Annotated in this window: 21 protein-coding genes and 1 pseudogene (1 of these 22 running past the window's edge); 21 read left to right on the forward strand and 1 reads right to left on the reverse strand. The window is 54.6% G+C overall.

Annotation, left to right across the window (positions count from 1 at the left end; all coding sequences use genetic code 11):
- From QZL66_RS02515 to gatB, 21 genes and pseudogenes are all read left to right on the forward strand, one after another.
- A protein-coding gene (locus QZL66_RS02515) for a site-2 protease family protein (RefSeq protein ID WP_022410193.1) crosses the window boundary here: on the forward strand, positions 1-26 show its 3' portion. Its footprint begins 703 nt before the window's first position; only the last 26 of its 729 coding nucleotides appear in the window; its start codon lies off the left edge, out of view; its stop codon occupies positions 24-26.
- A 5-nt stretch (positions 27-31) separates the two neighbouring features.
- Positions 32-382: a site-2 protease family protein gene (locus QZL66_RS02520; RefSeq protein WP_022410194.1), complete on the forward strand. Its 351-nt coding sequence runs from the start codon at positions 32-34 to the stop codon at positions 380-382.
- Between the two features lie 14 nt (positions 383-396).
- Positions 397-1,471 (forward strand): annotated as a pseudogene (gene ispG, locus QZL66_RS02525) (flavodoxin-dependent (E)-4-hydroxy-3-methylbut-2-enyl-diphosphate synthase).
- 11 nt (positions 1,472-1,482) lie between these two features.
- Positions 1,483-5,823, forward strand: coding sequence for a PolC-type DNA polymerase III (locus QZL66_RS02530; protein ID WP_022410197.1), 4,341 nt, complete (start codon positions 1,483-1,485; stop codon positions 5,821-5,823).
- A gap of 80 nt (positions 5,824-5,903) precedes the next feature.
- Positions 5,904-7,094 (forward strand): ATP phosphoribosyltransferase regulatory subunit, encoded by a 1,191-nt coding sequence (hisZ, locus tag QZL66_RS02535; RefSeq protein WP_022410198.1) that lies wholly within the window; start codon positions 5,904-5,906, stop codon positions 7,092-7,094.
- Positions 7,095-7,727, forward strand: a complete 633-nt coding sequence (gene hisG / locus QZL66_RS02540) for an ATP phosphoribosyltransferase (RefSeq protein WP_022410199.1) — start codon at positions 7,095-7,097, stop codon at positions 7,725-7,727.
- A 5-nt stretch (positions 7,728-7,732) separates the two neighbouring features.
- Positions 7,733-9,031 carry a histidinol dehydrogenase gene (gene hisD / locus QZL66_RS02545; RefSeq protein WP_293601788.1) on the forward strand — a complete coding sequence of 433 codons (1,299 nt, stop codon included), beginning with the start codon at positions 7,733-7,735 and terminating at the stop codon, positions 9,029-9,031.
- Positions 9,031-9,948 carry a restriction endonuclease gene (locus QZL66_RS02550; RefSeq protein ID WP_022410201.1) on the forward strand — a complete coding sequence of 306 codons (918 nt, stop codon included), beginning with the start codon at positions 9,031-9,033 and terminating at the stop codon, positions 9,946-9,948. Before hisD ends, QZL66_RS02550 begins: the two co-directional genes overlap by 1 nt.
- Positions 9,949-9,969: 21 nt before the next feature.
- Positions 9,970-10,551 (forward strand): imidazoleglycerol-phosphate dehydratase HisB, encoded by a 582-nt coding sequence (gene hisB / locus QZL66_RS02555; RefSeq protein WP_022410202.1) that lies wholly within the window; start codon positions 9,970-9,972, stop codon positions 10,549-10,551.
- A gap of 1 nt (position 10,552) precedes the next feature.
- The gene (gene hisH / locus QZL66_RS02560) at positions 10,553-11,161 is read left to right on the forward strand and encodes an imidazole glycerol phosphate synthase subunit HisH (RefSeq protein WP_022410203.1); all 609 of its coding nucleotides are present in this window, start codon (positions 10,553-10,555) and stop codon (positions 11,159-11,161) included.
- Positions 11,158-11,886, forward strand: a complete 729-nt coding sequence (hisA, locus tag QZL66_RS02565) for a 1-(5-phosphoribosyl)-5-[(5-phosphoribosylamino)methylideneamino]imidazole-4-carboxamide isomerase (RefSeq protein WP_022410204.1) — start codon at positions 11,158-11,160, stop codon at positions 11,884-11,886. Before hisH ends, hisA begins: the two co-directional genes overlap by 4 nt.
- A 5-nt stretch (positions 11,887-11,891) precedes the next feature.
- Positions 11,892-12,647 carry an imidazole glycerol phosphate synthase subunit HisF gene (gene hisF / locus QZL66_RS02570; protein ID WP_022410205.1) on the forward strand — a complete coding sequence of 252 codons (756 nt, stop codon included), beginning with the start codon at positions 11,892-11,894 and terminating at the stop codon, positions 12,645-12,647.
- Between the two features lie 21 nt (positions 12,648-12,668).
- Positions 12,669-13,022, forward strand: a complete 354-nt coding sequence (locus QZL66_RS02575) for an SdpI family protein (RefSeq protein WP_022410206.1) — start codon at positions 12,669-12,671, stop codon at positions 13,020-13,022.
- A gap of 13 nt (positions 13,023-13,035) precedes the next feature.
- Complete coding sequence (gene hisI, locus QZL66_RS02580) at positions 13,036-13,386, forward strand: phosphoribosyl-AMP cyclohydrolase (RefSeq protein WP_022410207.1); 351 nt, start codon at positions 13,036-13,038, stop codon at positions 13,384-13,386.
- Complete coding sequence (hisE, locus tag QZL66_RS02585) at positions 13,383-13,730, forward strand: phosphoribosyl-ATP diphosphatase (RefSeq protein WP_022410208.1); 348 nt, start codon at positions 13,383-13,385, stop codon at positions 13,728-13,730. The genes hisI and hisE overlap by 4 nt, the downstream gene beginning before the upstream one ends.
- A gap of 114 nt (positions 13,731-13,844) precedes the next feature.
- Complete coding sequence (locus tag QZL66_RS02590; protein WP_022410209.1) at positions 13,845-14,609, forward strand: hypothetical protein; 765 nt, start codon at positions 13,845-13,847, stop codon at positions 14,607-14,609.
- A 90-nt stretch (positions 14,610-14,699) separates the two neighbouring features.
- Positions 14,700-15,389 (forward strand): sporulation protein YunB, encoded by a 690-nt coding sequence (yunB, locus tag QZL66_RS02595; RefSeq protein WP_022410210.1) that lies wholly within the window; start codon positions 14,700-14,702, stop codon positions 15,387-15,389.
- Positions 15,390-15,489: 100 nt separating this feature from the next.
- Complete coding sequence (gene ligA, locus QZL66_RS02600) at positions 15,490-17,493, forward strand: NAD-dependent DNA ligase LigA (RefSeq protein WP_022410211.1); 2,004 nt, start codon at positions 15,490-15,492, stop codon at positions 17,491-17,493.
- Positions 17,490-17,759: an Asp-tRNA(Asn)/Glu-tRNA(Gln) amidotransferase subunit GatC gene (gene gatC / locus QZL66_RS02605; protein ID WP_022410212.1), complete on the forward strand. Its 270-nt coding sequence runs from the start codon at positions 17,490-17,492 to the stop codon at positions 17,757-17,759. Before ligA ends, gatC begins: the two co-directional genes overlap by 4 nt.
- 20 nt (positions 17,760-17,779) lie before the next feature.
- Positions 17,780-19,240, forward strand: a complete 1,461-nt coding sequence (gene gatA / locus QZL66_RS02610) for an Asp-tRNA(Asn)/Glu-tRNA(Gln) amidotransferase subunit GatA (protein ID WP_022410213.1) — start codon at positions 17,780-17,782, stop codon at positions 19,238-19,240.
- A 19-nt stretch (positions 19,241-19,259) separates the two neighbouring features.
- The gene (gatB, locus tag QZL66_RS02615) at positions 19,260-20,699 is read left to right on the forward strand and encodes an Asp-tRNA(Asn)/Glu-tRNA(Gln) amidotransferase subunit GatB (protein WP_022410214.1); all 1,440 of its coding nucleotides are present in this window, start codon (positions 19,260-19,262) and stop codon (positions 20,697-20,699) included.
- Positions 20,700-20,947: 248 nt separating this feature from the next.
- On the opposite strand, the gene QZL66_RS02620 is transcribed toward gatB, so the two are convergent.
- Positions 20,948-21,805 (reverse strand): RluA family pseudouridine synthase (locus QZL66_RS02620; protein ID WP_293601787.1); only part of this gene is annotated, 858 nt, incomplete at its 5' end.

Below are 21,805 nucleotides of genomic sequence, written 5' to 3' on the forward strand. Positions count from 1 at the left end.
GGATACGGCAGCCACAGCGAAACTGATCTGGATGTCGCTGGTGGAGCTGGTCAGCGGAAAATATAGCCTGCAAGACCTTTCCGGTCCGGTGGGTACAGTGAGCGTCATCGAACAGGCGGCATCCAGCGGCGAGAATCTGCTGGAACGGGTGCAGTCGGTAATGAACCTGACCATTTTCATTACGGTAAACGTGGGTGTGTTCAATCTGCTGCCCATCCCCGGACTGGACGGCAGCCGGTTTGTCTTTTTGCTGATCGAGGCGATTCGCCGGAAGCCCGTGCCCAAAAACCGTGAGGCAATGGTGCATCTGATTGGTATGGCAGCGCTGTTCCTGCTGATGATTCTGGTAACGGTGCAGGATATCACACGCTTTTTCCGATGAGGAGGAGAAGAACCATGAGAAATGTAAAACCGGTTTCCGTCGGCAGCTGCACGCTGGACGGGAAACATATCTATATCCAGTCTATGCTGAACACACGCTCTGACGATATCGCCGGAAGCGTGGCGCAGGCAGTGGCACTGGAACAGGCGGGGTGCGAGATCGTGCGTGCGGCAATTCCGGACAAATCCGCCATTGCGCTGATTCCCGCCATCAAGGAGAAGATCTCCATTCCGCTGGTGGCAGACATCCACTTCGACTATCGGCTGGCGCTATCGGCTGGCGCTGGAAGCAGCTGCTGCCGGAATTGATAAGATTCGCATCAATCCCGGAAACATCGGGAGCATGGAGCGGGTGCGTGCTGTGGTAAAGGCATGTCAGGCACGGAAGATTCCCATTCGCATCGGCGTCAACTCCGGCTCGCTGGAAAAGGAGATTCTGGCGAAGTACGGCGCACCCACAGCGGAGGCGCTGGTGGAGAGCGCCATGGGTCACGTGCGGATGCTGGAGGCGTGCGACTTCGATGACATTGTAATTTCTATGAAGTCCTCGGATGTCAATACCATGATCGAGGCGTACCGTCTTTGTGCGCAGCAGTGTCATTATCCGCTGCACCTCGGTGTGACGGAGGCCGGCACAGAGCGCATGGGACTCATCAAGTCCGCCATCGGCATCGGAACGCTGCTGCATGACGGCATTGGCGAAACCATTCGTGTCTCCCTCACAGAGGATCCGGTGCGGGAGATCAAGGCAGCGCAGGACATCCTCAAGTGTATCGGAAAGCGTGGCGGGCCGCAGATCGTGTCCTGTCCCACCTGCGGCAGAACCCGAATTGATCTGGTCAAGACCGCCAAGGAAGTGGAAGCAGCGCTGGAACATGTGGAAAAGGACATCAAGGTCGCTGTCATGGGCTGCGTCGTGTTCTTGTACATCGTCTCGAAGTTCTGCCTGATGACGGAGGCACGGGAAGCCGATATCGGCATTGCCGGCGGGGATGGCTGCGCCGTGCTGTTCCGCAAGGGGACGGTGCTGCGAAAAGTGGCAGAAGAGGAGATCGTGCCGGAGCTGCTGGCAGAAATTGAAAAGCTTTAGGAGTTGAAAAAATGGAGTTGAATTTTGCGGCATTTTTGGAAGAGTATGTGCCGGTGCTGCCGGATTCGCTACAGGACGGTATCTTGCAGCGCATGACATATTCGGAGAATTTGACGAAAATTTCGTTTTATGTGCATTTCCCGCATCTGGTGCTGGCGCAGGATCTGCTGGCATTGGAGCACGAGCTGGAAATTCGGCTGGAGATTCACTCGGTACGGCTGCACCCCCGATTTGCACCGGAGCTTTTCTCGCTGGAGTACTTTGCCGATCTGGTGGTCTTTCTCAAACGGGAGATGACCGTGGTCAACGGCTTTATCAATGATGCTGATGTTTCTATGGACGAGGACACGCTGCACATTACCCTGCACAACGGCGGATACGACATTCTGGAGAAGTACCATGTGGCGGATTATTTTTCCGGCATGCTGGAACAGATGTTCTCCCGCAGATTCCACGTGGTGTTTCACGGCGCTGCCAGCGTGACAGAAGAGGAGTTTCAGGCAATCATCGACAAGGCGGAGCAGGCGCTGCCCAAGCACGACGCCCAGTTCCAGCAGTCCGCAGCCGCTCCCGCTACAGGCGGTGCAGCTGCCAAGGCACCTAAACCTGTGGCGCAGAGTGTTGCCATGAACGAGAGCATCTCCGGCATTGTGCCGGACAGTGCCGTCCTCATCAAGGGACGGCAGATTCGGGACGTGCCCATGCCTATTCGGGAGGCAGTGGAGGTGCAGGGTCAGCGTGTCGTAGTGATGGGCGATGTCTTTGCCATGGAATCCCGTGAGGTGCGTGGGGAACGCACTGTCATGACGTTTCAAATCACAGACGGCACATACTCCGTACTGATGAAGCTTTTTGACTCCACCGAAAATCTTTCCAAGCTGCCGCTGGGGGATATCAAAAAGGGCAGCACCCTCCTGGTGCTGGGACGCATCGATTACGACTCATTCGCCCGGGAGGACGTGCTGAAACCGGACTCCATTGTCATGGTCAAGCGGAAGCGGAAGATGGACAACGCACCGGTAAAGCGTGTGGAGCTGCATTGCCATACCAATATGTCTCAGATGGATGCTGTCACGCCCTGTGCCAAGCTGGTGGAGCGTGCCCACGAATGGGGGCATCCGGCGATCGCCATCACCGACCACGGTATCGCACAGGCATTTCCGGATGCGATGAACGCATGGCGTGGGTTCAAGGACAAGGACTTCAAGGTGATCTTCGGCTGCGAGGCATATGTGGTCAACGATCTGGATCGCCAGCTTATCATTGACGAGCCGGGGAATCGCACATTGCAGGATGAGATCATCATCTTCGACGTGGAGACCACCGGACTCAGTCCCGCTAACGACCGTCTGACGGAAATTGGCGCAGTGAAAATGCGGGGAATGCAGGTGGTGGATACCTTCGGCATCATGGTCAATCCGGAGCGCAAAATCCCGGAGAACATCGTGGAGCTGACCGGCATTACCGATGCCATGGTGCAGGATGCGCCCAAGGAGGAAGAGGCACTCCGGAAGTTCATGGAATTCTGCGGAGAGAATCCGGTACTGGTGGCGCACAACGCCCGATTCGACACCGCATTTGTCCGCAATGTCTGCCAGCGCCACAACATTGACTTTTCGTTTGCCACATTGGATACCCTGATTTTGTGCAAGGCAATGCTGCCCAACATGTCCCGCCATAAGCTGGACGGCGTGGCAAAGGCGCTGAAGCTCGGCAAGTTCGATCATCACCGTGCTACAGATGATGCGCAGATGCTGGCGAAAATCTATAAGGAACTGGTGAGCCGGCTCATCCAGACCAAGAAAGCAGCGCTGCTCTCCGACCTGAACACCAAGACGCAGGAAATCGATGTCAAAAAGCTGAAGTCCTATCACCAGATCATTCTGGTGCGGAACAACATCGGATTGAAAAATCTGTACAAGCTCATCTCCTATGGCCACATCGAGTGTTTCTACCGGAAGCCCCTGATTCCCAAGTCAGTGCTGATGCAGCATCGGGAAGGCTTGATTTTCGGCAGCGCCTGCGAGGCGGGCGAGCTGTTTCGGGCGATGGTGGAGGAGAAGTCCCACGAGGAACTGGTGAAGCTGGCGAAGTTCTACGACTATCTGGAGATCCAGCCCGTTGGCAACAACGCCTTCATGATCCGCAATGGCACCGCTCCCAATGTGGAGGCACTTCGGGATTATAACCGGCGCATTGTGGCGCTGGGCGACGAGCTGGGGATTCCGGTCTGTGCCACCTGCGACGTGCACTTCATGGACAAGGAAGATGCCATCTACCGTGAGATCTTGCAGGCAGGGCAGGGATACGACGACGCAAAGTTCCAGCCGCCCCTGTATCTGCGCACCACAGAGGAGATGCTGGAGGAGTTCGCCTATCTCGGCGAGGAAAAGGCGTACGAGATCGTGGTCACCAACACCAATGCCGTTGCCGATCAGATCGAGAAAATCCAGCCGTTCCCCAACGGCACTTTCACCCCCACCATCGACGGTGCGGAGGAGGATTTGGTGAACATCACCACCACCAAGGCAAAGGAGATCTACGGCGATCCTATGCCGGAACTGGTGGAAAAACGCCTGAACCGGGAGCTTTCCTCCATCATCAAGCACGGTTTTTCCGTGCTGTATATCATCGCCCAGAAGCTGGTATGGGACAGCGTGGCGCACGGCTATCAGGTCGGCTCCCGTGGTTCCGTCGGCTCGTCCTTTGTGGCATCCATGGCAGGTATCTCCGAGGTAAATCCCCTTGCGCCCCACTATGTCTGCCCCAAGTGCAAGCACAGCGAATTTATCACAGACGGCAGCGTCGGCTCCGGCTTTGACCTGCCGCCAAAGAACTGTCCGAACTGCGGGACGGAGATGAACCGGGACGGCCATGACATTCCGTTCGAAACCTTCCTCGGCTTCGACGGCGACAAGGCGCCGGATATCGACCTGAACTTCTCCGGCGAGTACCAGTCCTCCGCCCATCGTTACACGGAGGAGCTGTTCGGACGGGACAACGTGTTCAAGGCGGGAACCATCGCCGCCGTTGCCGACAAGACGGCTTACGGCTATGTCAAAAAGTATCTGGAAGAGCGGGGCTTGGAGTACAGTCCCACGGAGATCAACCGCCTTGCCATTGGCTGCACCGGCATCAAACGAACCACCGGTCAGCACCCCGGCGGTATGGTCGTTGTCCCCAGCGACTACGATGTCTATGACTTCACGCCGGTGCAGCATCCGGCGGACGATGCGGAGTCGGACATCCTGACTACCCACTTCGACTTCCACTCTCTGCACGATACCATCCTGAAACTGGACGAACTGGGACACGTTGTCCCCACCATGTATAAGCACTTGGAGGAGGCGACCGGACTCTCCATCCACGACGTTCCCACCACAGATCCCAAGGTCATTCAAATGTGTACGGATGCCTCGGTGCTGGGCGTTACGCCGGAAGAGATCTACTGCAAGACCGGCAGTCTGGGAATTCCGGAAATGGGTACGGGCTTTACCATCCAGATGCTGCTGGATTCCAAGCCCAAGAAGTTCAGCGACTTTTTGCAGGTTTCCGGTCTGTCCCACGGAACGGACGTATGGCTGGGCAACGCCAAGGATCTCATCGACAACGGCACCTGCACCATTTCTGATGTCATCGGAACCCGTGACAGCATCATGACCTATCTGCTGCACAAGGGCGTTGAGCCGAAACAGGCGTTCCAGATCATGGAGGATACCCGTAAGGGCAAAGCGCCCAAGACCTTTACGCCGGAGCGCATCCAGATGCTGAAGGACCACAATGTTCCGCAGTGGTACATTGACAGCTGTCTGAAAATCAAGTATATGTTCCCAAAAGCGCACGCTGCCGCCTATGTTACGGCAGCCATTAAGCTGGGCTGGTTCAAGCTGTACTATCCGCTGGCATACTACGCCGTGTATTTCAGCACCCGAGGGGATGACTTCGATGCGGTGCTGGCATTGCAGGGAAAGGATGCCGTGCGTGCCAAGATCGATGCGCTCAAGGAAAAGGGCAACGAGCGCAGCAAGAAGGAGTCCGATCTGCTGGACACCCTGCTGATCGTCAACGAGATGCTCAGCCGCGGCTGCGAATTTCTGCCCATCGACCTCTACAAATCCCACGCCAGCCGCTATCTGGTGCAGGACGGCAAGGTGCGCATTCCGTTCAGTGCAATCCCCGGCATCGGCGCAGCGGCTGCACAGAATCTCTATGAAACAGCGCAGAAACGGGACTTTATGTCCATCGAGGAATTCCAGTCCAAGAGCGGTGCGTCAAAAACAATAATTGAAACGCTGGAGCAGATGAACGCTTTGGGCAATCTGCCGAAATCCAGCCAGATGACACTCTTTTAAATCAGAGGGACTTGACATCAATATTATATTGTGCTACTATAGTATTATGTTAGTACGGTAAAGCGAACGAGGAGGAACATATGAAGAAATATAATCTGATTACCCCGGAGGGAACAAAGGATTTTTTGTTTGAAGAGTGTCTGGTGCGCCGGAAAGTAGAAAACCAGCTGCACGGGATTTTCCGCAGCAAGGGCTATTCGGAGCTGATTACCCCCAGTCTGGAATTTTTCGATGTGTTCCAGACGGAGTCCACCCATTACCCGCCGGAGCGTCTGTATAAACTGACGGACAGCAAGGGCCGTCTGCTGGTGATGCGTCCGGATTCCACCACGCCCATTGCCAGAGTTGTGGCGACCCGTCTGCGGGATGCAGCGCTTCCGCTGCGCCTGTATTATAACCAGACGGTATACCGGTTCGAACCGGCGCTGAAGGGCAGAAGCGATGAGATCATGCAGATGGGCATTGAGCTGCTGGGCACATCATCCTATATGGCAGACGTGGAGATGGTGACCACCGCTATTGATGTGCTGGCTGCGTGCAGCGACGGCAGCTTTTCGCTGGAACTGGGAGATGCCGGCGTGTTCAAGGAACTGATGCGGGAACTGAATGCGACACCGGAGGAACGGGAGAACATCCGCTATCTCATCGAAACCAAGAACTATCCGGCGCTGAACGATGTGCTGGATACCATGGGGGACAGCAAGATCGCTGCGGCTCTGAAAAAACTGCCGGCGCTGTTCGGCGGAGAAGAGGTTTTCGACAAGGCTTCGCAGCTGTATTCCAGCCAGCGCATTGACGAGATTCTTACTGATCTGAAGAAGCTGTATCAGGATATTTCCAAGGTCATCGGAACAGGCCGGCTGACGGTCGATCTGGGTATGGTCAACAATGCGGATTATTACACCGGCGTCATCATCAAGGGCTATCTGGAGGGCTATGGCGAAGAGGTGCTTTCCGGCGGACGGTATAACAAGCTGCTGGCAGATTTTGGCTATGACATTCCGGCAACCGGCTTCGCAGTCAACGTGGACGCTGTTTCCAACATTGTCCGCCAGAACGGGGAGATTCCGGTACCCTCCGCAGACGCTGTGATCTATGCGGAACAGGGATACGAGATGAAAGCGGTTTCCGTGGCAGAGCAGCTCCGGAAAAAGGGTATGGTCGTAGAATACGGCTTCTTTGACCAGCTGGAATTGGTGCGGGAGTACGCACGGGAACGGAACATCGGAAAAATTGTCATCGTGGATGAAGAAGTTACGGAGGTAGAATAAATGGCAAAACCGCTGAGAATTGCCCTGACCAAGGGCAGACTGGAAAAGGATACAGTCAGTCTGTTGGAGAAGCTGGGCTATGACTGTACGGCAGTTCGGGAAAAGGGCCGGCGGCTGATTCTGCCGATTCCGGATGCCAATCTGGAAGTCGTTCTGGCAAAAGCAAACGATGTTATCACTTACGTGGAGCACGGCGTCTGCGACATGGGCGTTGTGGGAAAAGATACCATTATTGAGATGCAGGGCAAGTTTTTTGAACTGGTCGATCTGGGATTCGGACGCTGCAAGTTTGCGCTTGCCACCAAAAAGGGCAGCGACTTCTACAGCGGATTCGGCGTGAAGTGCATTGCCACCAAGTACCCCAATGTGGCACGCCGTTTCTTTGAGAGCAAGGGCATGGACGTGGACATTGTCAAGATTGAGGGTTCTGTGGAGCTGGCACCGCTGCTGGGTCTGGCAGACGGCATCGTGGACATCGTGGAAACCGGCGTGACGCTGCGGGAGAACGGTTTGGAGGTCGTGGAGGACGTTGTGCCCATCTCCGCACGGCTCATTGCCAATACCGTTAGCCTGAAACTGCGACAGTCCGAAATCGAAGCTTTGATTCAGAAAATTGAGGAGGCTCTGTCATGATTACAATGAAAACCATTAACGCCAGCAATCAGGAGGAACGGGATGCGTTCTTCACCAGTCTGGATCAGCGCACCGGCGAGACCAACCAGCGTGTCACAGAAACCGTCAGCGAGATCATCCGCACAGTCAAGGCTGGCGGTGACGAGGCGGTCAAGAATTACACGCTGAAATTCGATGGCAGCCTGCCGGAGTACTACGAGGTGCCACGGGATGTCATCAATGATGCCTTGACCAATGCGGACGGCGAGTTCGTCAGTGCGATGCTCAACGCCATCGAGAACGTCCGTGACTTCCACCAGCGTCAGGTGCAGGAGGGCTTCATTAACGCCCTGCCCAACGGTGTTATTCTTGGACAGCGGGTTCGAGGTCTGGAGCGTGTTGGTCTGTACGTGCCGGGCGGTACGGCAGCTTACCCGTCCAGCGTCATCATGAATGCTGTTCCGGCAAAGATCGCCGGCGTGAAAGAAATCATTATGGTAACACCGCCCTGCAAAGACGGCACACCCAATCCAGATATTCTGGTGGCTGCCGGACTGTGCGGGGTAGACCGTGTGTTCCTCTCCGGCGGTGCGCAGGCAATCGCAGCGCTGGCATACGGCACAGAGGAGATCCCGAAGGTGGATAAGATCGTCGGCCCCGGAAACATCTTCGTTGCTACTGCGAAGAAGCTGCTGTACGGTGTTGTGGACATTGATATGATCGCGGGCCCCAGCGAAGTAATGGTGCTGGCAGATGAAACTGCTGATCCGAAGTATGTGGCTGCCGACCTGATGTCCCAGGCGGAGCACGACGTGATGGCATCTGCCATTCTGGTGACCACCTGTCCGGAGCTGGCAGAAAAGGTACAGGCAGAGGTCAACCGTCAGGTGCAGTATCTCTCCAGAAAAGAGATCATCGAGAAGTCTATGAATGAGTACGGCGCAGTGCTGCTGTGCAACAGCCGGGAAGAGGCAGCGCAGCTGGCAAACATGGTGGCACCGGAGCATCTGGAAGTGCTCATGGAGAACCCCATGGAATTGCTGGGCGCACTGGACAATGTTGGTTCGCTGTTCCTGGGCGCATATGCCTCTGAACCGCTGGGCGACTACTATGCCGGCCCGAACCACGTTCTGCCCACCAGCGGAACGGCACGGTTCTTCTCGCCGCTGGGCGTGCAGAGCTTTACCAAGCGTTCTAGCTATACCTACTATACCAGAGATGCTCTGCGGGAAGCCAAGGATGACATTGTGCTGATCGCCAATAAGGAGGGGCTGACCGCACACGCCAATGCAATTACGGTGCGGTTTGAGGATGAAGAAAAGTAATGGCAATTCCAAAATATTTTGAATTTTTTGCTCCTGTTATGGAATGCCTATTAGATGAAAAAGAACATTCTACAAAAGATATTCGTAATTATTGTGTGAGTTATTATTCCATAACAGAAGAAGAACTACAAGAAAGATTAACTAGTGGACAATACAAATACAGCAATAGAATTGCATGGGCAGAGATATACCTAAAGAATGCAGGTCTTATTGAAAGTCCAAGCCGATCAAAATATATAATCACAACATTAGGGAAACAAGCTGCAAAAAATGGAGTACAAAATATAACTCTCGAATATCTTACACAATTTGAATCTTTTCGCCAATTCAAAGGAGAAAAAGAGCAAAAATCAATAGCTAATTCTATGGACAACTCCACTTGCAATGATAGCGAATCTCCTGAATTAAGTTTGCAAGATCCTCAAGAACAGTTAGATACTATTAGTCGCCAACTTAATGAAAGTCTTGCTATTAACTTGATGCAAAAAGTTTTAAAAATGTCTCCTTATGATTTTGAAAAATTAGTTGTTCAGTTGTTGGAGAAGATGGGATATGGAGAACCTAGTGTTACAAAAAAATCGGGCGATGCTGGCATTGACGGTTCAATAAAAGCAGATAAATTTGGGTTTGATACAATTTATGTGCAAGCCAAACAATGGAAGCTAGATTCTACAGTCAGCAGACCAGAAATCCAAAAGTTTTTAGGTGCATTAGTTGGAAAAGGTGCTTCTAAAGGTTTGTTTATTACGACAGCGAAATACTCAAATGAAGCAATTCAACTTGCTAATCAAAAAATCGTTTTAGTAGATGGCGATATGCTAATACATTTAATGATTGAATATAATCTCGGTGTTCATATTGAAACAATATATGAGTTCAAACAGATTGATGATGCTTTCTTTGACAATGATGACTAAAAAGTATAGGGAGGAATCCATATGCGGCAAGCACAACTTGCACGAAAGACCAAAGAGACAGACATAAAAATCGCCGTAAAACTGGACAACATGGGAACCGCCAACATCGATACCGGCATCGGCTTTTTTGACCATATGCTGACAGCACTGTCTGTTCACAGCGGCATCAGCATGGACATTGCCGTTAAGGGTGACCTCTATGTGGACGGTCACCATACGGTCGAGGACACCGGAATTGTTCTGGGTAAGGCGCTGGGGGAGACGCTGGGGGACAAGTCCGGCATCACCCGCTACGGCAGCGCCTTCATTCCCATGGACGAAGCGCTGGCGTTTTGCAGCCTGGACATCAGCAACCGCCCGTTTCTGGTATTTCAGGGGACGTTCACCAATGCCATGATCGGACAGTATGATGCCTGCCTGACGGAGGAATTTTTCCGTGCCTTTGCATTCAATGCCGGAATTACCCTCCATGTCAATATGATGTACGGCGTGAACGACCACCACAAATGCGAAGCCGCATTCAAAGCCGTGGCGCACGCACTGAAAACCGCCGTGACGCCGCTGGAAGCCGGCAAAACCTTATCCACGAAAGGAGTGCTGTAAGATGATCGCAATTATCGACTACGGCGCAGGCAACATTTTCAGCGTCAAGAATGCGCTGGATTATCTGGGACTTCCCGCTGCTCTGACGGCAGATCCGGAGGCCATCCGGAATGCAGATGCATTGATTCTCCCCGGTGTGGGAGCTTTCCCCAGCGCCATGCAGATGCTGCACGACAGCGGACTCACCGGCGTGATTCGGGAGGAGTCCCGCAAAAAGCCGTTTCTGGGCATCTGCCTCGGCATGCAGCTCATCTTTGAAAAGGGCTATGAATTCGAAGAATGCGACGGTCTGGGACTGGTTCCCGGCAAGGTGGAAAAAATCGAAGCGCCCGGCATGGTCATTCCCCATATGGGCTGGAATAAGCTGGAAATGCAGCACGACTGTCCCATTCTCCGGAATCTGCCGGAGGAATCCTACGTGTACTTCGTCCACTCCTATCAGGCAATTGTGCCGGACGAATATCTGGCCGCCTATGTGGAATACGGCACGGCAAAGATTCCGGCAATGGTGTATGACGGAAAGACGGTCTACGGCGCACAGTTCCATCCGGAAAAGAGCGGCGAGATCGGACTGCAAATTCTGCGGAACTTCGGAGGGCTGATCGGATGATTATTTTACCGGCAATTGATATCAAGGACGGCAACTGTGTCCGCCTGTTCAAGGGCGATTTTTCCACCGTGGAAAAGGTTGCCGCAGATTACATGGAAACGGCAAAGGGCTTCGAAGCAGCCGGTGCCTCCTGGATTCACATGGTAGATCTGGACGGTGCCAAAGAGGGCAAACCGGTCAACCAGCATATCTATGAGGACGTGGCAGCAAAAACCGGTTTGAAGGTAGAGGTCGGCGGCGGTATCCGGAATCTGGAGACCATCGACACCTACTTGAAGAGCGGTGTGGAGCGAGTGATTCTCGGTTCAGCAGCGCTGAAAAATCCGCAGCTGGTCAAGGATGCGGTGCAGAAGTTCGGCAGCCGGCACATCGCTGTGGGCATTGATGCGAAAAACGGCATGGTTGCCACAGAGGGCTGGCTGGAAGAATCGGATACCGACTATATCACACTGGCGAAAGAGATGATCGCCGTGGGCGTGGAGTACTTCATTGTCACAGATATCGCCAAGGACGGTACACTGTCCGGCGTGAATCTGGAACAGCTGAAAGCGCTGCGGGATGCCACCGAGGGCAAGTGCAGCATCATCGCCAGCGGCGGTGTTCACACCATCGAGGACATCCGTGGCTGCAAGGAACTGGGACTTTACGGGACGATCTGCGGCAAGTCGATTTATAAGGGGACACTGGACTTGAGAGAGGCCATTGCTCTGGCGGAAGGAGTGTAACGCATATGTTGGCAAAACGAATCATTCCTTGTCTGGATGTGCGCAACGGCAAGGTGGTAAAGGGCGTAAACTTTGAGGGAATCAAAGATGTCGGCGATCCGGTGGAGTGTGCCTATGCTTACAATCAGCAGGGCGCAGACGAGATCGTGTTTTACGACATCACTGCTTCCTATGAGGGCAGAGGTGTCATGCTGGACGTGGTACGGGAGACGGCGAAAAAGGTTTTCGTACCGCTGACCGTGGGCGGCGGCATCAAGACCGTAGACGATATTCGGGAGACGCTCCGTGCCGGTGCAGATAAGGTTTCCGTCAATTCCCAGGCTGTTCAGAACCCCCAGCTCATCAAGGACGGCGCCGACATCTTCGGTTGCCAGTGCATCTGCGTGGGCGTCGATGCCAAGAAAATCGGCGAAAACAAGTGGACGGTGTTCATCAACGGCGCACGTGTGGACATGCATCTGGATCTCATCGACTGGGTGAAGCAGTGCGAACAGCTGGGCGCCGGCGAGATTTGCTTGAACTCCATCGACACAGATGGTGTGCGTGGCGGATTCGATCTGCCCATGCTGAAAGCTGTTTGCGATGCGGTGCAGATTCCGGTCATCGCCAGCGGCGGTGCCGGAAAGCTGTCTGATTTTGCAGATGCTTTTCTGGAGACCGGCTGCTCTGCGGCACTGGCTGCGTCTCTGTTCCATTTCCGGGAGCTGACCGTGCAGGAAGTCAAGGCAGACTGCCGTGCCAAGGGAATTCCCATGCGGTAAAAGGGCAAAGGAAGTGTGACTATGCGTTTTCTTGTCTTTTGCCTGCTCTTGATTCCAGCTGTTCAGCTGGCTGCCGGATGGGCAATGCGGTATCATGCGCCCAAAAAGATCAACTCATGGGTCGGATACCGTACAGAACGCTCCATGCAAAATGAGGAGAGCTGGAAATTTGCAAATCAGTATTGCGGCAGACTCTGGATGCTTTTCGGCGCAGCAATGCTGGTTGTTTCTGCGGCATCCTGTATCAGTCTGCGGTTTGTCTCAAAAAAGACGGCGGCGCTCCTGGCAGCTGTTGCTGTCAGCGTACAGACCGCAGAACTACTGCTGACCCTGTTTCCGGTGGAGCGTGCACTCAAAAAGAAATTTCAAAAATAAGAAGGAGAATCACATGGTTGAAATTGATATCAACAACCTGGATGTCTATTTCCAGAAGGGCGAGCTGATCCCGGCGATTGCCTTTGATGTAGACACAAAGACCGTGCTGATGCTGGCATATATGAACAAGGAGAGCTTGCGCAAGACGCTGGAAACCGGCTATACCTGGTATTGGAGCCGTTCCCGTCAGGAACTCTGGAACAAAGGCGCCACCAGCGGCCATCTGCAAAAGGTGGTTTCTATATACAGCGACTGTGATAACGACACGCTGCTTTTGAATGTCAGACAGACTGGTGTGGCATGTCACACCGGATCTTACAGCTGCTTTTTTAATAAAATGTATCAGGAGGACAAGACAAAATGAACGCATTGGAAGAACTGTATGAGGTTGTCATGAGCCGGAAGGCAATGTATGAAAACGGAGAGGTGGATGTAGAATCCCAGAAGTCCTACACCTGCTATCTGTTCTCCAAGGGACAGGACAAGATCCTGAAGAAGTGCGGTGAAGAGTGTTCGGAAACCATCATCGCTGCCAAGAACAACGACAACGACGAACTTAAGAACGAAATTGCAGACCTGATGTATCACATCATGGTACTGTGCGCACAGCAGGGCTTGCCGTGGTCGGAGGTGGAAGCCGTTCTGGAGGAACGCAGCCAGAAGATCGGCAACCTCAAGACCTTCAAGAACGTGGATCACAATTCGTAAGCACAGAAAAATTTTCCCAAGCAGTCACATTTTCAGGAGCCTCCTCATAAACTGTAGAGAAGCCGCTATCAGATCAGCTGGTGGGCTTGCAACAGCTTATGAGGAGGTCTTTTTATGAGCCAATACCATCCTATGCCGGAGCAGTGCGCAGACACTGTTCCCGTGAAAGTGAATCGGGTGTTTGACAGCTGCAGTGATCGTGACTGCTTTTCCAATGTGCAAATTTTAATGGACGGCGGAGAACTTCCTGCCAACGTCACAATGGTAAAGAGCCGGTGCGTGCGGGTGTCAGACATCTGTATGAACATCGAGCCGGTGCCGTTTAACCGCGGCTTTTACTCCATTGATCTGACGTATACGTTTCGGGTGGAGCTGATGGCATACGAGCGGTCGTGCAGCAGTCCGGTATTGCTGACCGGAACGGCGTACACCAGTAAGAACGTCATTCTGTACGGTGGAGAAAGCAACACCAAGACGTTTTTCAGCAGTGGCGAACAGATCGGCGACACCAATGCCTGCTGCGAAACCATCAATCTCCCCACGGCAGCCGTGCAGGTGGTCGAGCCGATCGCACTGGAAGCACGCATCGGCTCTGTCTGCGGGCCGGATGGCGCAGCGCCGGTGCGGACGGTCATCATGACACTGGGGCTGTTCTCTGTGGTGGAGCTGTTCCGTCCGGTGACGATTCTGGTGCCCACGTATGAGTACACCATTCCCGCTAAGGAATGCCATGCGGACACGGAATCCCCCTGTGCTGTGTTCGATAAGATTCGGTTTCCGGCGGAGGAGTTCACACCGGCAACACTTTCCGGCAGCGCCAAGGGCGAATCCTGCCATTGCGGAGAGACCGTACAGCAGAACGAGGACAGTACATCGTAAGCGCCGGAAACGGTGCTTCGGGAGCATGTCCACTTTGGAAAACGGGCGGCAGAACTGTCGCCCGTTTGATGTGTCCGGAAGGAGCTATGTATGAGAAAACAGGTCTATGCCCAGCGCCGTGCCTGCGTTCGTTCCCTCGTTCTCTTTCTTCTGGCTGCGGCACTTCTGCTCTTTCTCCTGCTGCGCACCGACCGAGCCGTTCGTCCGAACTTGGAGGCGGTCTGTGCGTCGGAGACCAAACGCTACGCCACACAGGTGCTGGCGGATAGCGTGGGGGAGGTGCTGTCCCGGCACCCGTACCAGTACAGCGATTTTGCAACGCTGCTCTATGACGATTCCGGCAATGTCACCGCTGTGGAGACCATGACCGAGCAGGTCAACCGGCTGCAATCGGCGATGCTGCAAAGTGTGCAGGAACACCTCACCCGGTGCCGGGATGCGGAGCTGACCGTCTCTCTGGGAACTGCCACCGGCGTGTGGCTCTTTGCCGGAAAGGGACCGGAGATCTCGGTGCGCCTGATGCCCATCGGAACAGCATCGGTAAAGCTGGTGAGCGAGCTGGCGTCCGCCGGCATCAACCAGACCTGCCATACCATTCGGGCAGAGGTGACAGCGGAGATGCAGGCAGCCATTCCGTTTTCCCGGACAACGGCGGAGGTGACCTATACCTGTCTGCTGTCGGAAACGGTGATCGTGGGGACAGTGCCGGAATCCTATCTGGAATTTGACGGAACAGAGCGGACAGAAAGAGAAACGGAAAAAACGCAAGAAAAAAGATGAAAAAATTGTAAAAGGTCTAGCATATGCCGTTGGTTTGTGGTATAATAAAAGAAGTGTGCCGGCAGTATACGCCGGCTGCCACAACAAGGAGAACAGAATTATGGATGAAATCACAGCAAAACAGCGGATCTCAGAACTCCGGAAACTTCTGGAAACCTATAACGAACAGTATTATATGCAGGACAATCCGTCCGTGTCGGACTATGAGTATGACATGCGGATGCGGGAGCTGGAGACGCTGGAACAGCAGTATCCGCAGTTCACTGCGCCGGATTCCCCGACTCATCATGTGGGCGGCGGTGTCTCCCGTACTTTTGACAAGGTGCAGCATACCGTGCAGATGATGAGCCTTCAGGACGTTTTCTCGTTTGCAGAGATGGATGCGTTTCTTCAGCGCTGTCAGGAGGCAGTTCCGCAGCCGGAATTTATCGTAGAACCGAAAATCGACGGACTGTCTGTGTCGCTGGAATATACCAACGGCGTATTTACCCGTGGCTCGACTCGTGGGGATGGCTTCGTAGGGGAGGATGTCACAGCGAATCTCCGCACCATTGCCAACATTCCCCGGCAGCTCCATGGCGCACCGCCGTTTCTGGAGGTGCGTGGGGAGGTGTATATGCCCCGTGCCAGCTTTGCCGCACTGGTGGAGCAGCAGGAACAGAACGGGGAGACACCGGCAAAGAATCCCCGAAATGCCGCCGCCGGCTCTCTCCGGCAGAAAGACGCTGCCGTCACAGCACAGCGCAGTCTGGACATCTGGATTTTCAACATCCAACAGGCGGACGGCGACTATCCCCAGAATCATCTGGATTCCCTCCGCTATCTGGAGTCGTTAGGCTTCCCTACCGTGATTCCACGGAGCGGGCGCTGCCAGACTGCAGCGCAGGTGCAGACAGAGATCGAGAAGATCGGCGCTGCACGGGACGGCTACGCCTACGACACTGACGGCGTTGTGGTCAAGGTGGACTCCTTTGCCCAGCGGGAGGAAATGGGGGCGACTTCCAAAGTGCCCAAGTGGGCAGCTGCTTTTAAGTTCCCGCCGGAGGAAAAGGAAACCGTTCTGCGGGAGATTCAGCTCAGTGTGGGCAGAACGGGTGTCATCACGCCGGTGGCGATTTTCGACCCTATCCAGCTCGCCGGAACCGCCGTCTCCCGTGCCACGCTCCACAATCAGGACTTTATCTTCGAGCGGGACATCCGGCTGGGCGACACCATTGTGGTGCGGAAAGCCGGAGAGATCATTCCGGAGGTGCTGCGAAGCGTGAAGCACGCCGGGGATGCTGCGCCGTACCAGCTGCCGGAATGCTGTCCGGTCTGCCACACGCCTGCGGTGCGGGATCCGGAGGAGGCTGCGCTGCGCTGTCCCAATCCGGATTGTCCGGCGCAGCTTATGAAGCGGATGATCCACTTTGTGTCCAAGGACGCCATGAACATCGACGGACTGGGACCGCAGAATCTGGCGGCGCTCCAGAACGGCGGGCTGCTGCACTCGGTGGCAGATCTGTACCGCCTGACTGCGACGCAGCTGGTGGAGCTGGATCGTGTGGCGGAGAAATCGGCGGACAACCTGATCAGGGCAATCGATGCCTCCCGTGCCAACTCTCTCGACCGGCTGATCTTTGCGCTGGGCATTCGGGGTATTGGCTCCCGTGCGGCGAAGCTGCTCTGCGAGCGATTTCCCTCTATGGATGCCCTGCTGTCGGCAACGGCGGCGGAGATTCAGGAAATCGATGGCTTCGGCGAAGTCATGGCGGAGAGCGTGGTTTCCGCCTTGCAGGAACCGCACATGCGCCAGCTCATCCAGCACCTGCGGGAGGCCGGATGCAATATGACGTATCAGGGCGCCGTGGTGGAGGACACCCGCTTTGCCGGCATGACCTTTGTCCTCACGGGAACACTCTCCGCCATGAAGCGGAGCGAGGCGAAGGAACAGATCTTGCGCTACGGCGGAAAGGTCAGCGGCAGCGTGTCCAAAAAGACCACGTATGTTGTTGCCGGAGAGGCTGCCGGAAGCAAGCTGGACAAGGCAAATGAACTTGGAATCCCTGTTCTCAGCGAAGAGGAATTCCGCCAAAAACTCCAAGAAAGGAACGAAACAAAATGAAAATTGATATCGCACATATCGCAAAGCTGTCACGGCTTCAGATCTCGCCGGACAAGCTGGAAAAGTTTGAAACCGATATGGCTGCCATTGTGGATATGGTAGACCGTCTGCCGGACGTGGAGGATGAGCTGACACTGGACGCAGAGCACCCCATGAAGCTCCGTGAGGACGTGGCTGTGGAACACAAGTTCCGCCGGGAAGAGATGCTGGCAAATGCGCCGGAGGTACAGTCCGGCTGTCTGGTCGTACCGAAGACGGTAGAATAACATAGGAGGAAAAGATCGAGATGAAGCTTTTTGAAAAAAATGCGGCAGAACTGTCTGAAATGCTGCAAACCAAAGCGTGCAGCGCTGTGGAGCTGACACAGGATGTACTGTCCCGCATCGATGCTGTAGAGCCGAATGTAGAGGCATATGTCACTCGCTGTGAGGATTGTCTGGAGCAGGCAAAGGCAGTGGACGATGCCAGAGCCGCCGGAAAGGAACTGCATCCGCTGGCAGGTATTCCCATCGGTATCAAAGACAATATCTCCACCAAAGGAATCCGCACCACCTGTTCCTCCAGGATGCTGGAAAACTATGTGCCGCCCTTTGATGCAACCATCATGCAGCCGATTCGGGATGCCGGCATGGTCATCACCGGCAAGATGAACATGGACGAGTTCGCCATGGGTTCCTCCACGGAGACCTCTTATTTCCACAAGACTCATAATCCCCACAATCTGGACTGCGTTCCGGGCGGTTCCTCCGGCGGCAGCGCAGCAGCTGTGGCAGCGGGCGAGGCAATCCTGACACTGGGTTCGGATACTGGCGGATCCATCCGGCAGCCGGCTTCACTGTGCGGCGTCGTTGGTCTGAAGCCCACCTATGGCAGCGTTTCCCGTTACGGTCTGGTGGCATTTGCCTCCTCGCTGGATCAGATCGGACCGTTCGGAAAGTCCGTCAAGGACGTGGCACTGCTGCAAAGCCTGATTCAGGGGCACGACAACATGGACGCAACCTCCGCTTACCGTACCTATACCAACCTGTATGATAACCTAAACGGCAATGTACAGGGTCTGCGCATTGGTGTCCCGAAGGAGTACTTCGGCGAGGGCGTGGATGCCGATGTCAAGGAAGCCGTTTGGAATGCCATCCGTCAACTGGAACAGAGCGGTGCAGAGGTCAAGGAGATCTCTCTGCCCAGCACAGAATACGCTATCAACACCTACTACATCATCGCATCTGCGGAGGCATCCTCCAATCTGGCACGGTTTGACGGTGTGAAGTACGGCTATCGTGCTAAGAATTATGACGGTCTAACCGATATGTACGAAAAGACCAGAAGCGAGGGCTTCGGCGACGAGGTAAAGCGCCGCATTATGCTTGGAACATTCGTACTCAGCTCCGGCTTCTACGATGCGTACTATAAGAAGGCAAAGCTGGTACAGCGCCGGATCGCACAGGAATTTGCAGATGCATTCCAGAGCTGTGATGTCATCATCACACCGACCGCACCGTCTGCGGCGTTCAAGATCGGCGAAAACATCGGCGATCCGCTGAAGATGTACTACAGCGATGTCTGCACCGTAACCGTCAATATCGCAGGTCTGCCGGCAGTCAGCGTCCCCTGCGGCAAGTCTGCATCAGGACTGCCGCTCGGCATGCAGCTGATCGGCAACAAGTTCGCAGAGCAGACCATTCTGAACGCTGCATATGGCTATGAACAGATTTGCGGCGGATTCCGGCTGATTCCGGAAACACTCTGAGCGGGGAGGAATAACACTGATGAAAGATTATGAGATCGTTGTGGGCCTGGAAGTCCACGCAGAATTGAATACAAAGTCCAAGATTTACTGCAACTGCCGCAACGCCTTTGGCCTGGAGGTCAACTCGCAGGTTTGCCCGGTCTGCATGGGTATGCCTGGCACGCTGCCGACGCTGAATGAAAAGGTCGTAGAATACGCCATCAAGATGGGACACGCCATGCACTGCCAGATCAACGGTGTATGCAAGCAGGACAGAAAGAACTACTTCTATCCCGACCTGCCCAAGGCATACCAGATCTCGCAGGCAGAAGTGCCCCTTTGCGGAAAGGGCTATCTGGATGTCATGGTAGACGGCGAGATGAAGCGCATTGGCGTCACCAGAATCCACATTGAGGAGGATGCCGGAAAGCTGCTGCACGATGAGGCGTTTGCAGGCTCTTTGGTGGATCTGAACCGCTGCGGTGTTCCGCTGATCGAGATTGTTTCCGAGCCGGACATCCGGAGCAGCGCCGAGGCAAAGGCATACCTGGAAACCATCAAGTCTATCTTGCAGTACCTGAACATCTCTGACTGTAAGATGCAGGAGGGCTCCATCCGCTGCGACGTCAACGTCTCTGTACGGGAAAAAGGTGCGGCTGAGTTCGGCACACGCTGCGAGATGAAGAACGTCAACAGCTTCAGTGCTGCTGTTCGCGGCATTGAGTACGAGGCAAAGCGCCAGATCGAGATTCTGGAAGCCGGCGGTACCATTGCACAGGAAACACGCCGCTGGGACGATGCCAAGGGCATGAGCATTGTAATGCGTTCCAAGGAGGACGCACAGGACTACCGGTATTTCCCGGAGCCGGATCTGCTGACCATCGTTGTGCCGGAAGAGAAGATCCAGGCACTGAAAGAGAGCATTCCGGAGCTGCCGAACGTGAAGCTTCAGCGGTACGTCTTTGACTTCGGACTGTCCCAGACTGATGCAACCCTGATCGCTGAGGATGTGTCCCGTTCGACGCTGTTCGATGCCTGCGTTGCCATCGGCACCTGCAAGCCCAAGAGCATTAGCAACTGGATTCTCTCGGACATCGCAAAGTACACCAACGAGACCGGCAAGCGCATTGAGGAAACTGCACTGACACCGGAGCACCTGACTGCACTGGTAGAGCAGGTGGAAAAGAGCGTCATCTCCAACGCTTCGGCAAAGAAGGTATTCGCTGTGATTGTCGAAGAGAACAAGGATCCGGTGGCTGTCATCGAGGAAAAGGGTATGAAGCAGAATTCGGACACCGGCTTCCTGGAACAGCTGGCAAAGGACGTTCTGGCACAGAACGAAAAGTCTGTGAATGACTATAAGAATGGCAAGACCAATGCGCTGGGCTATCTAGTTGGCCAGTGCATGAAGGCTTCCAAGGGCAAGGCTAATCCGGGCATTGTCAAGGAGATCGTAACAAGAATGCTGAACGAGGGCTAATCTGCACCCGCCGGAGACATTCCCATGAAAAAAGCACCTGCGCTTCGGTTTTTCGGAAGCGCAGGTGCTGTATCAGAAACCAATCTCAGAGCTTGTTACGTATCTTTTTCTGTGCGGATTTTTGCGCATGATTTTGTCGGTGACAAGGAAAAAATCCGCAGGCATACTGTCGTATGGCAAGGATTTTTGACGCAGTCACCGGCAAAATCTGCCGAAAAGACGTGCGAAAAAAGATGCGAAACAGGCTCTCAGAGCAAAACGTCGGGGAATTCCTTTGTGACAAAGGACGGCACCGCTGTGCGAATCGTCATGCCATTGAGATCGGAAAGGCAGGTATCCGGGTACGGCTCCAATGTGATCTGATATGCCCACAGAAGCTGGTACTTACAGTGCCTGTCCCGATTTTCCCGCATGTTGCCGTACTTGGTATCGCCGAGGATGGGCGTTCCGATGTGTGCCAGATGGGCACGAATCTGATGCGTCCGCCCCGTGATCAGGTCGACAGCCAGAAGAGCATGGCGTTCGTTGGCAGCGAGGACACGATAGCCGGTGATGATCTCCTGAAATCCCGCCTGCTTTTTGTCCAGAATGGTGACGGTGTTGTGATTGGCGGATTTCTGGTGCCATGCGTGAAGCACCGCCTGCTTTTGCCGTGGCGTTCCTACCGTCACACAGAGGTAGGTCTTGCGGATGCGGTTTTCCCGAATGAGACGGTTGACCTCCCGCAGTGCTGCGGCAGTTTTGGCGGCGATGACAATTCCGCCGGTGTTGCGGTCCAGCCGGTTGCAGAGCGCTGGTGTAAAACTCTGTTCCTGCGCCGGACGGTATGCGCCGGTATCGTAGAGATAGTGGAGGATGCGGTTGATGAGGGTGTCCGGTGTCTGCCGGTTGTCGCAGTGTACCACCAGCCCCACCGGCTTGCACACCAGGAGTACCTGCTCGTTCTCGAACAGGATGTCCAGCTTTGCCGGCGCCTGCAAAAATTCGGGGGCTTCTGTCCGGGACTGCGGACTGGCTTCGAAATAGGTGTCGCTGACAAACAATGTGACAGCATCGCCCACCGCCAGCCGCTGATCCGGTGTGCAGCGCTTTTTGTTGACCTTGAT

The organism is Ruminococcus sp. CAG:330, assembly GCF_000437175.1.
Taxonomy (GTDB): Bacteria; Bacillota; Clostridia; order Oscillospirales; family Ruminococcaceae; genus Ruminococcus_C.

Excerpts from the sequence above, each read along its gene's own strand:
- QZL66_RS02590 (WP_022410209.1), top strand. The coding sequence starts at position 13,845 with ATGAGCCAATACCATCCTATGCCGGAGCAGTGCGCAGACACTGTTCCC.
- hisI (WP_022410207.1), top strand. The coding sequence starts at position 13,036 with ATGGTTGAAATTGATATCAACAACCTGGATGTCTATTTCCAGAAGGGC.
- hisA (WP_022410204.1), top strand. The coding sequence starts at position 11,158 with ATGATTATTTTACCGGCAATTGATATCAAGGACGGCAACTGTGTCCGC.
- QZL66_RS02530 (WP_022410197.1), top strand. The coding sequence starts at position 1,483 with ATGGAGTTGAATTTTGCGGCATTTTTGGAAGAGTATGTGCCGGTGCTG.
- QZL66_RS02575 (WP_022410206.1), top strand. The coding sequence starts at position 12,669 with ATGCGTTTTCTTGTCTTTTGCCTGCTCTTGATTCCAGCTGTTCAGCTG.
- hisH (WP_022410203.1), top strand. The coding sequence starts at position 10,553 with ATGATCGCAATTATCGACTACGGCGCAGGCAACATTTTCAGCGTCAAG.
- yunB (WP_022410210.1), top strand. The coding sequence starts at position 14,700 with ATGAGAAAACAGGTCTATGCCCAGCGCCGTGCCTGCGTTCGTTCCCTC.
- hisF (WP_022410205.1), top strand. The coding sequence starts at position 11,892 with ATGTTGGCAAAACGAATCATTCCTTGTCTGGATGTGCGCAACGGCAAG.
- hisD (WP_293601788.1), top strand. The coding sequence starts at position 7,733 with ATGAAAACCATTAACGCCAGCAATCAGGAGGAACGGGATGCGTTCTTC.
- hisE (WP_022410208.1), top strand. The coding sequence starts at position 13,383 with ATGAACGCATTGGAAGAACTGTATGAGGTTGTCATGAGCCGGAAGGCA.
- hisZ (WP_022410198.1), top strand. The coding sequence starts at position 5,904 with ATGAAGAAATATAATCTGATTACCCCGGAGGGAACAAAGGATTTTTTG.
- QZL66_RS02550 (WP_022410201.1), top strand. The coding sequence starts at position 9,031 with ATGGCAATTCCAAAATATTTTGAATTTTTTGCTCCTGTTATGGAATGC.
- gatC (WP_022410212.1), top strand. The coding sequence starts at position 17,490 with ATGAAAATTGATATCGCACATATCGCAAAGCTGTCACGGCTTCAGATC.
- gatA (WP_022410213.1), top strand. The coding sequence starts at position 17,780 with ATGAAGCTTTTTGAAAAAAATGCGGCAGAACTGTCTGAAATGCTGCAA.
- gatB (WP_022410214.1), top strand. The coding sequence starts at position 19,260 with ATGAAAGATTATGAGATCGTTGTGGGCCTGGAAGTCCACGCAGAATTG.
- ligA (WP_022410211.1), top strand. The coding sequence starts at position 15,490 with ATGGATGAAATCACAGCAAAACAGCGGATCTCAGAACTCCGGAAACTT.
- hisG (WP_022410199.1), top strand. The coding sequence starts at position 7,095 with ATGGCAAAACCGCTGAGAATTGCCCTGACCAAGGGCAGACTGGAAAAG.
- QZL66_RS02520 (WP_022410194.1), top strand. The coding sequence starts at position 32 with ATGTCGCTGGTGGAGCTGGTCAGCGGAAAATATAGCCTGCAAGACCTT.
- hisB (WP_022410202.1), top strand. The coding sequence starts at position 9,970 with ATGCGGCAAGCACAACTTGCACGAAAGACCAAAGAGACAGACATAAAA.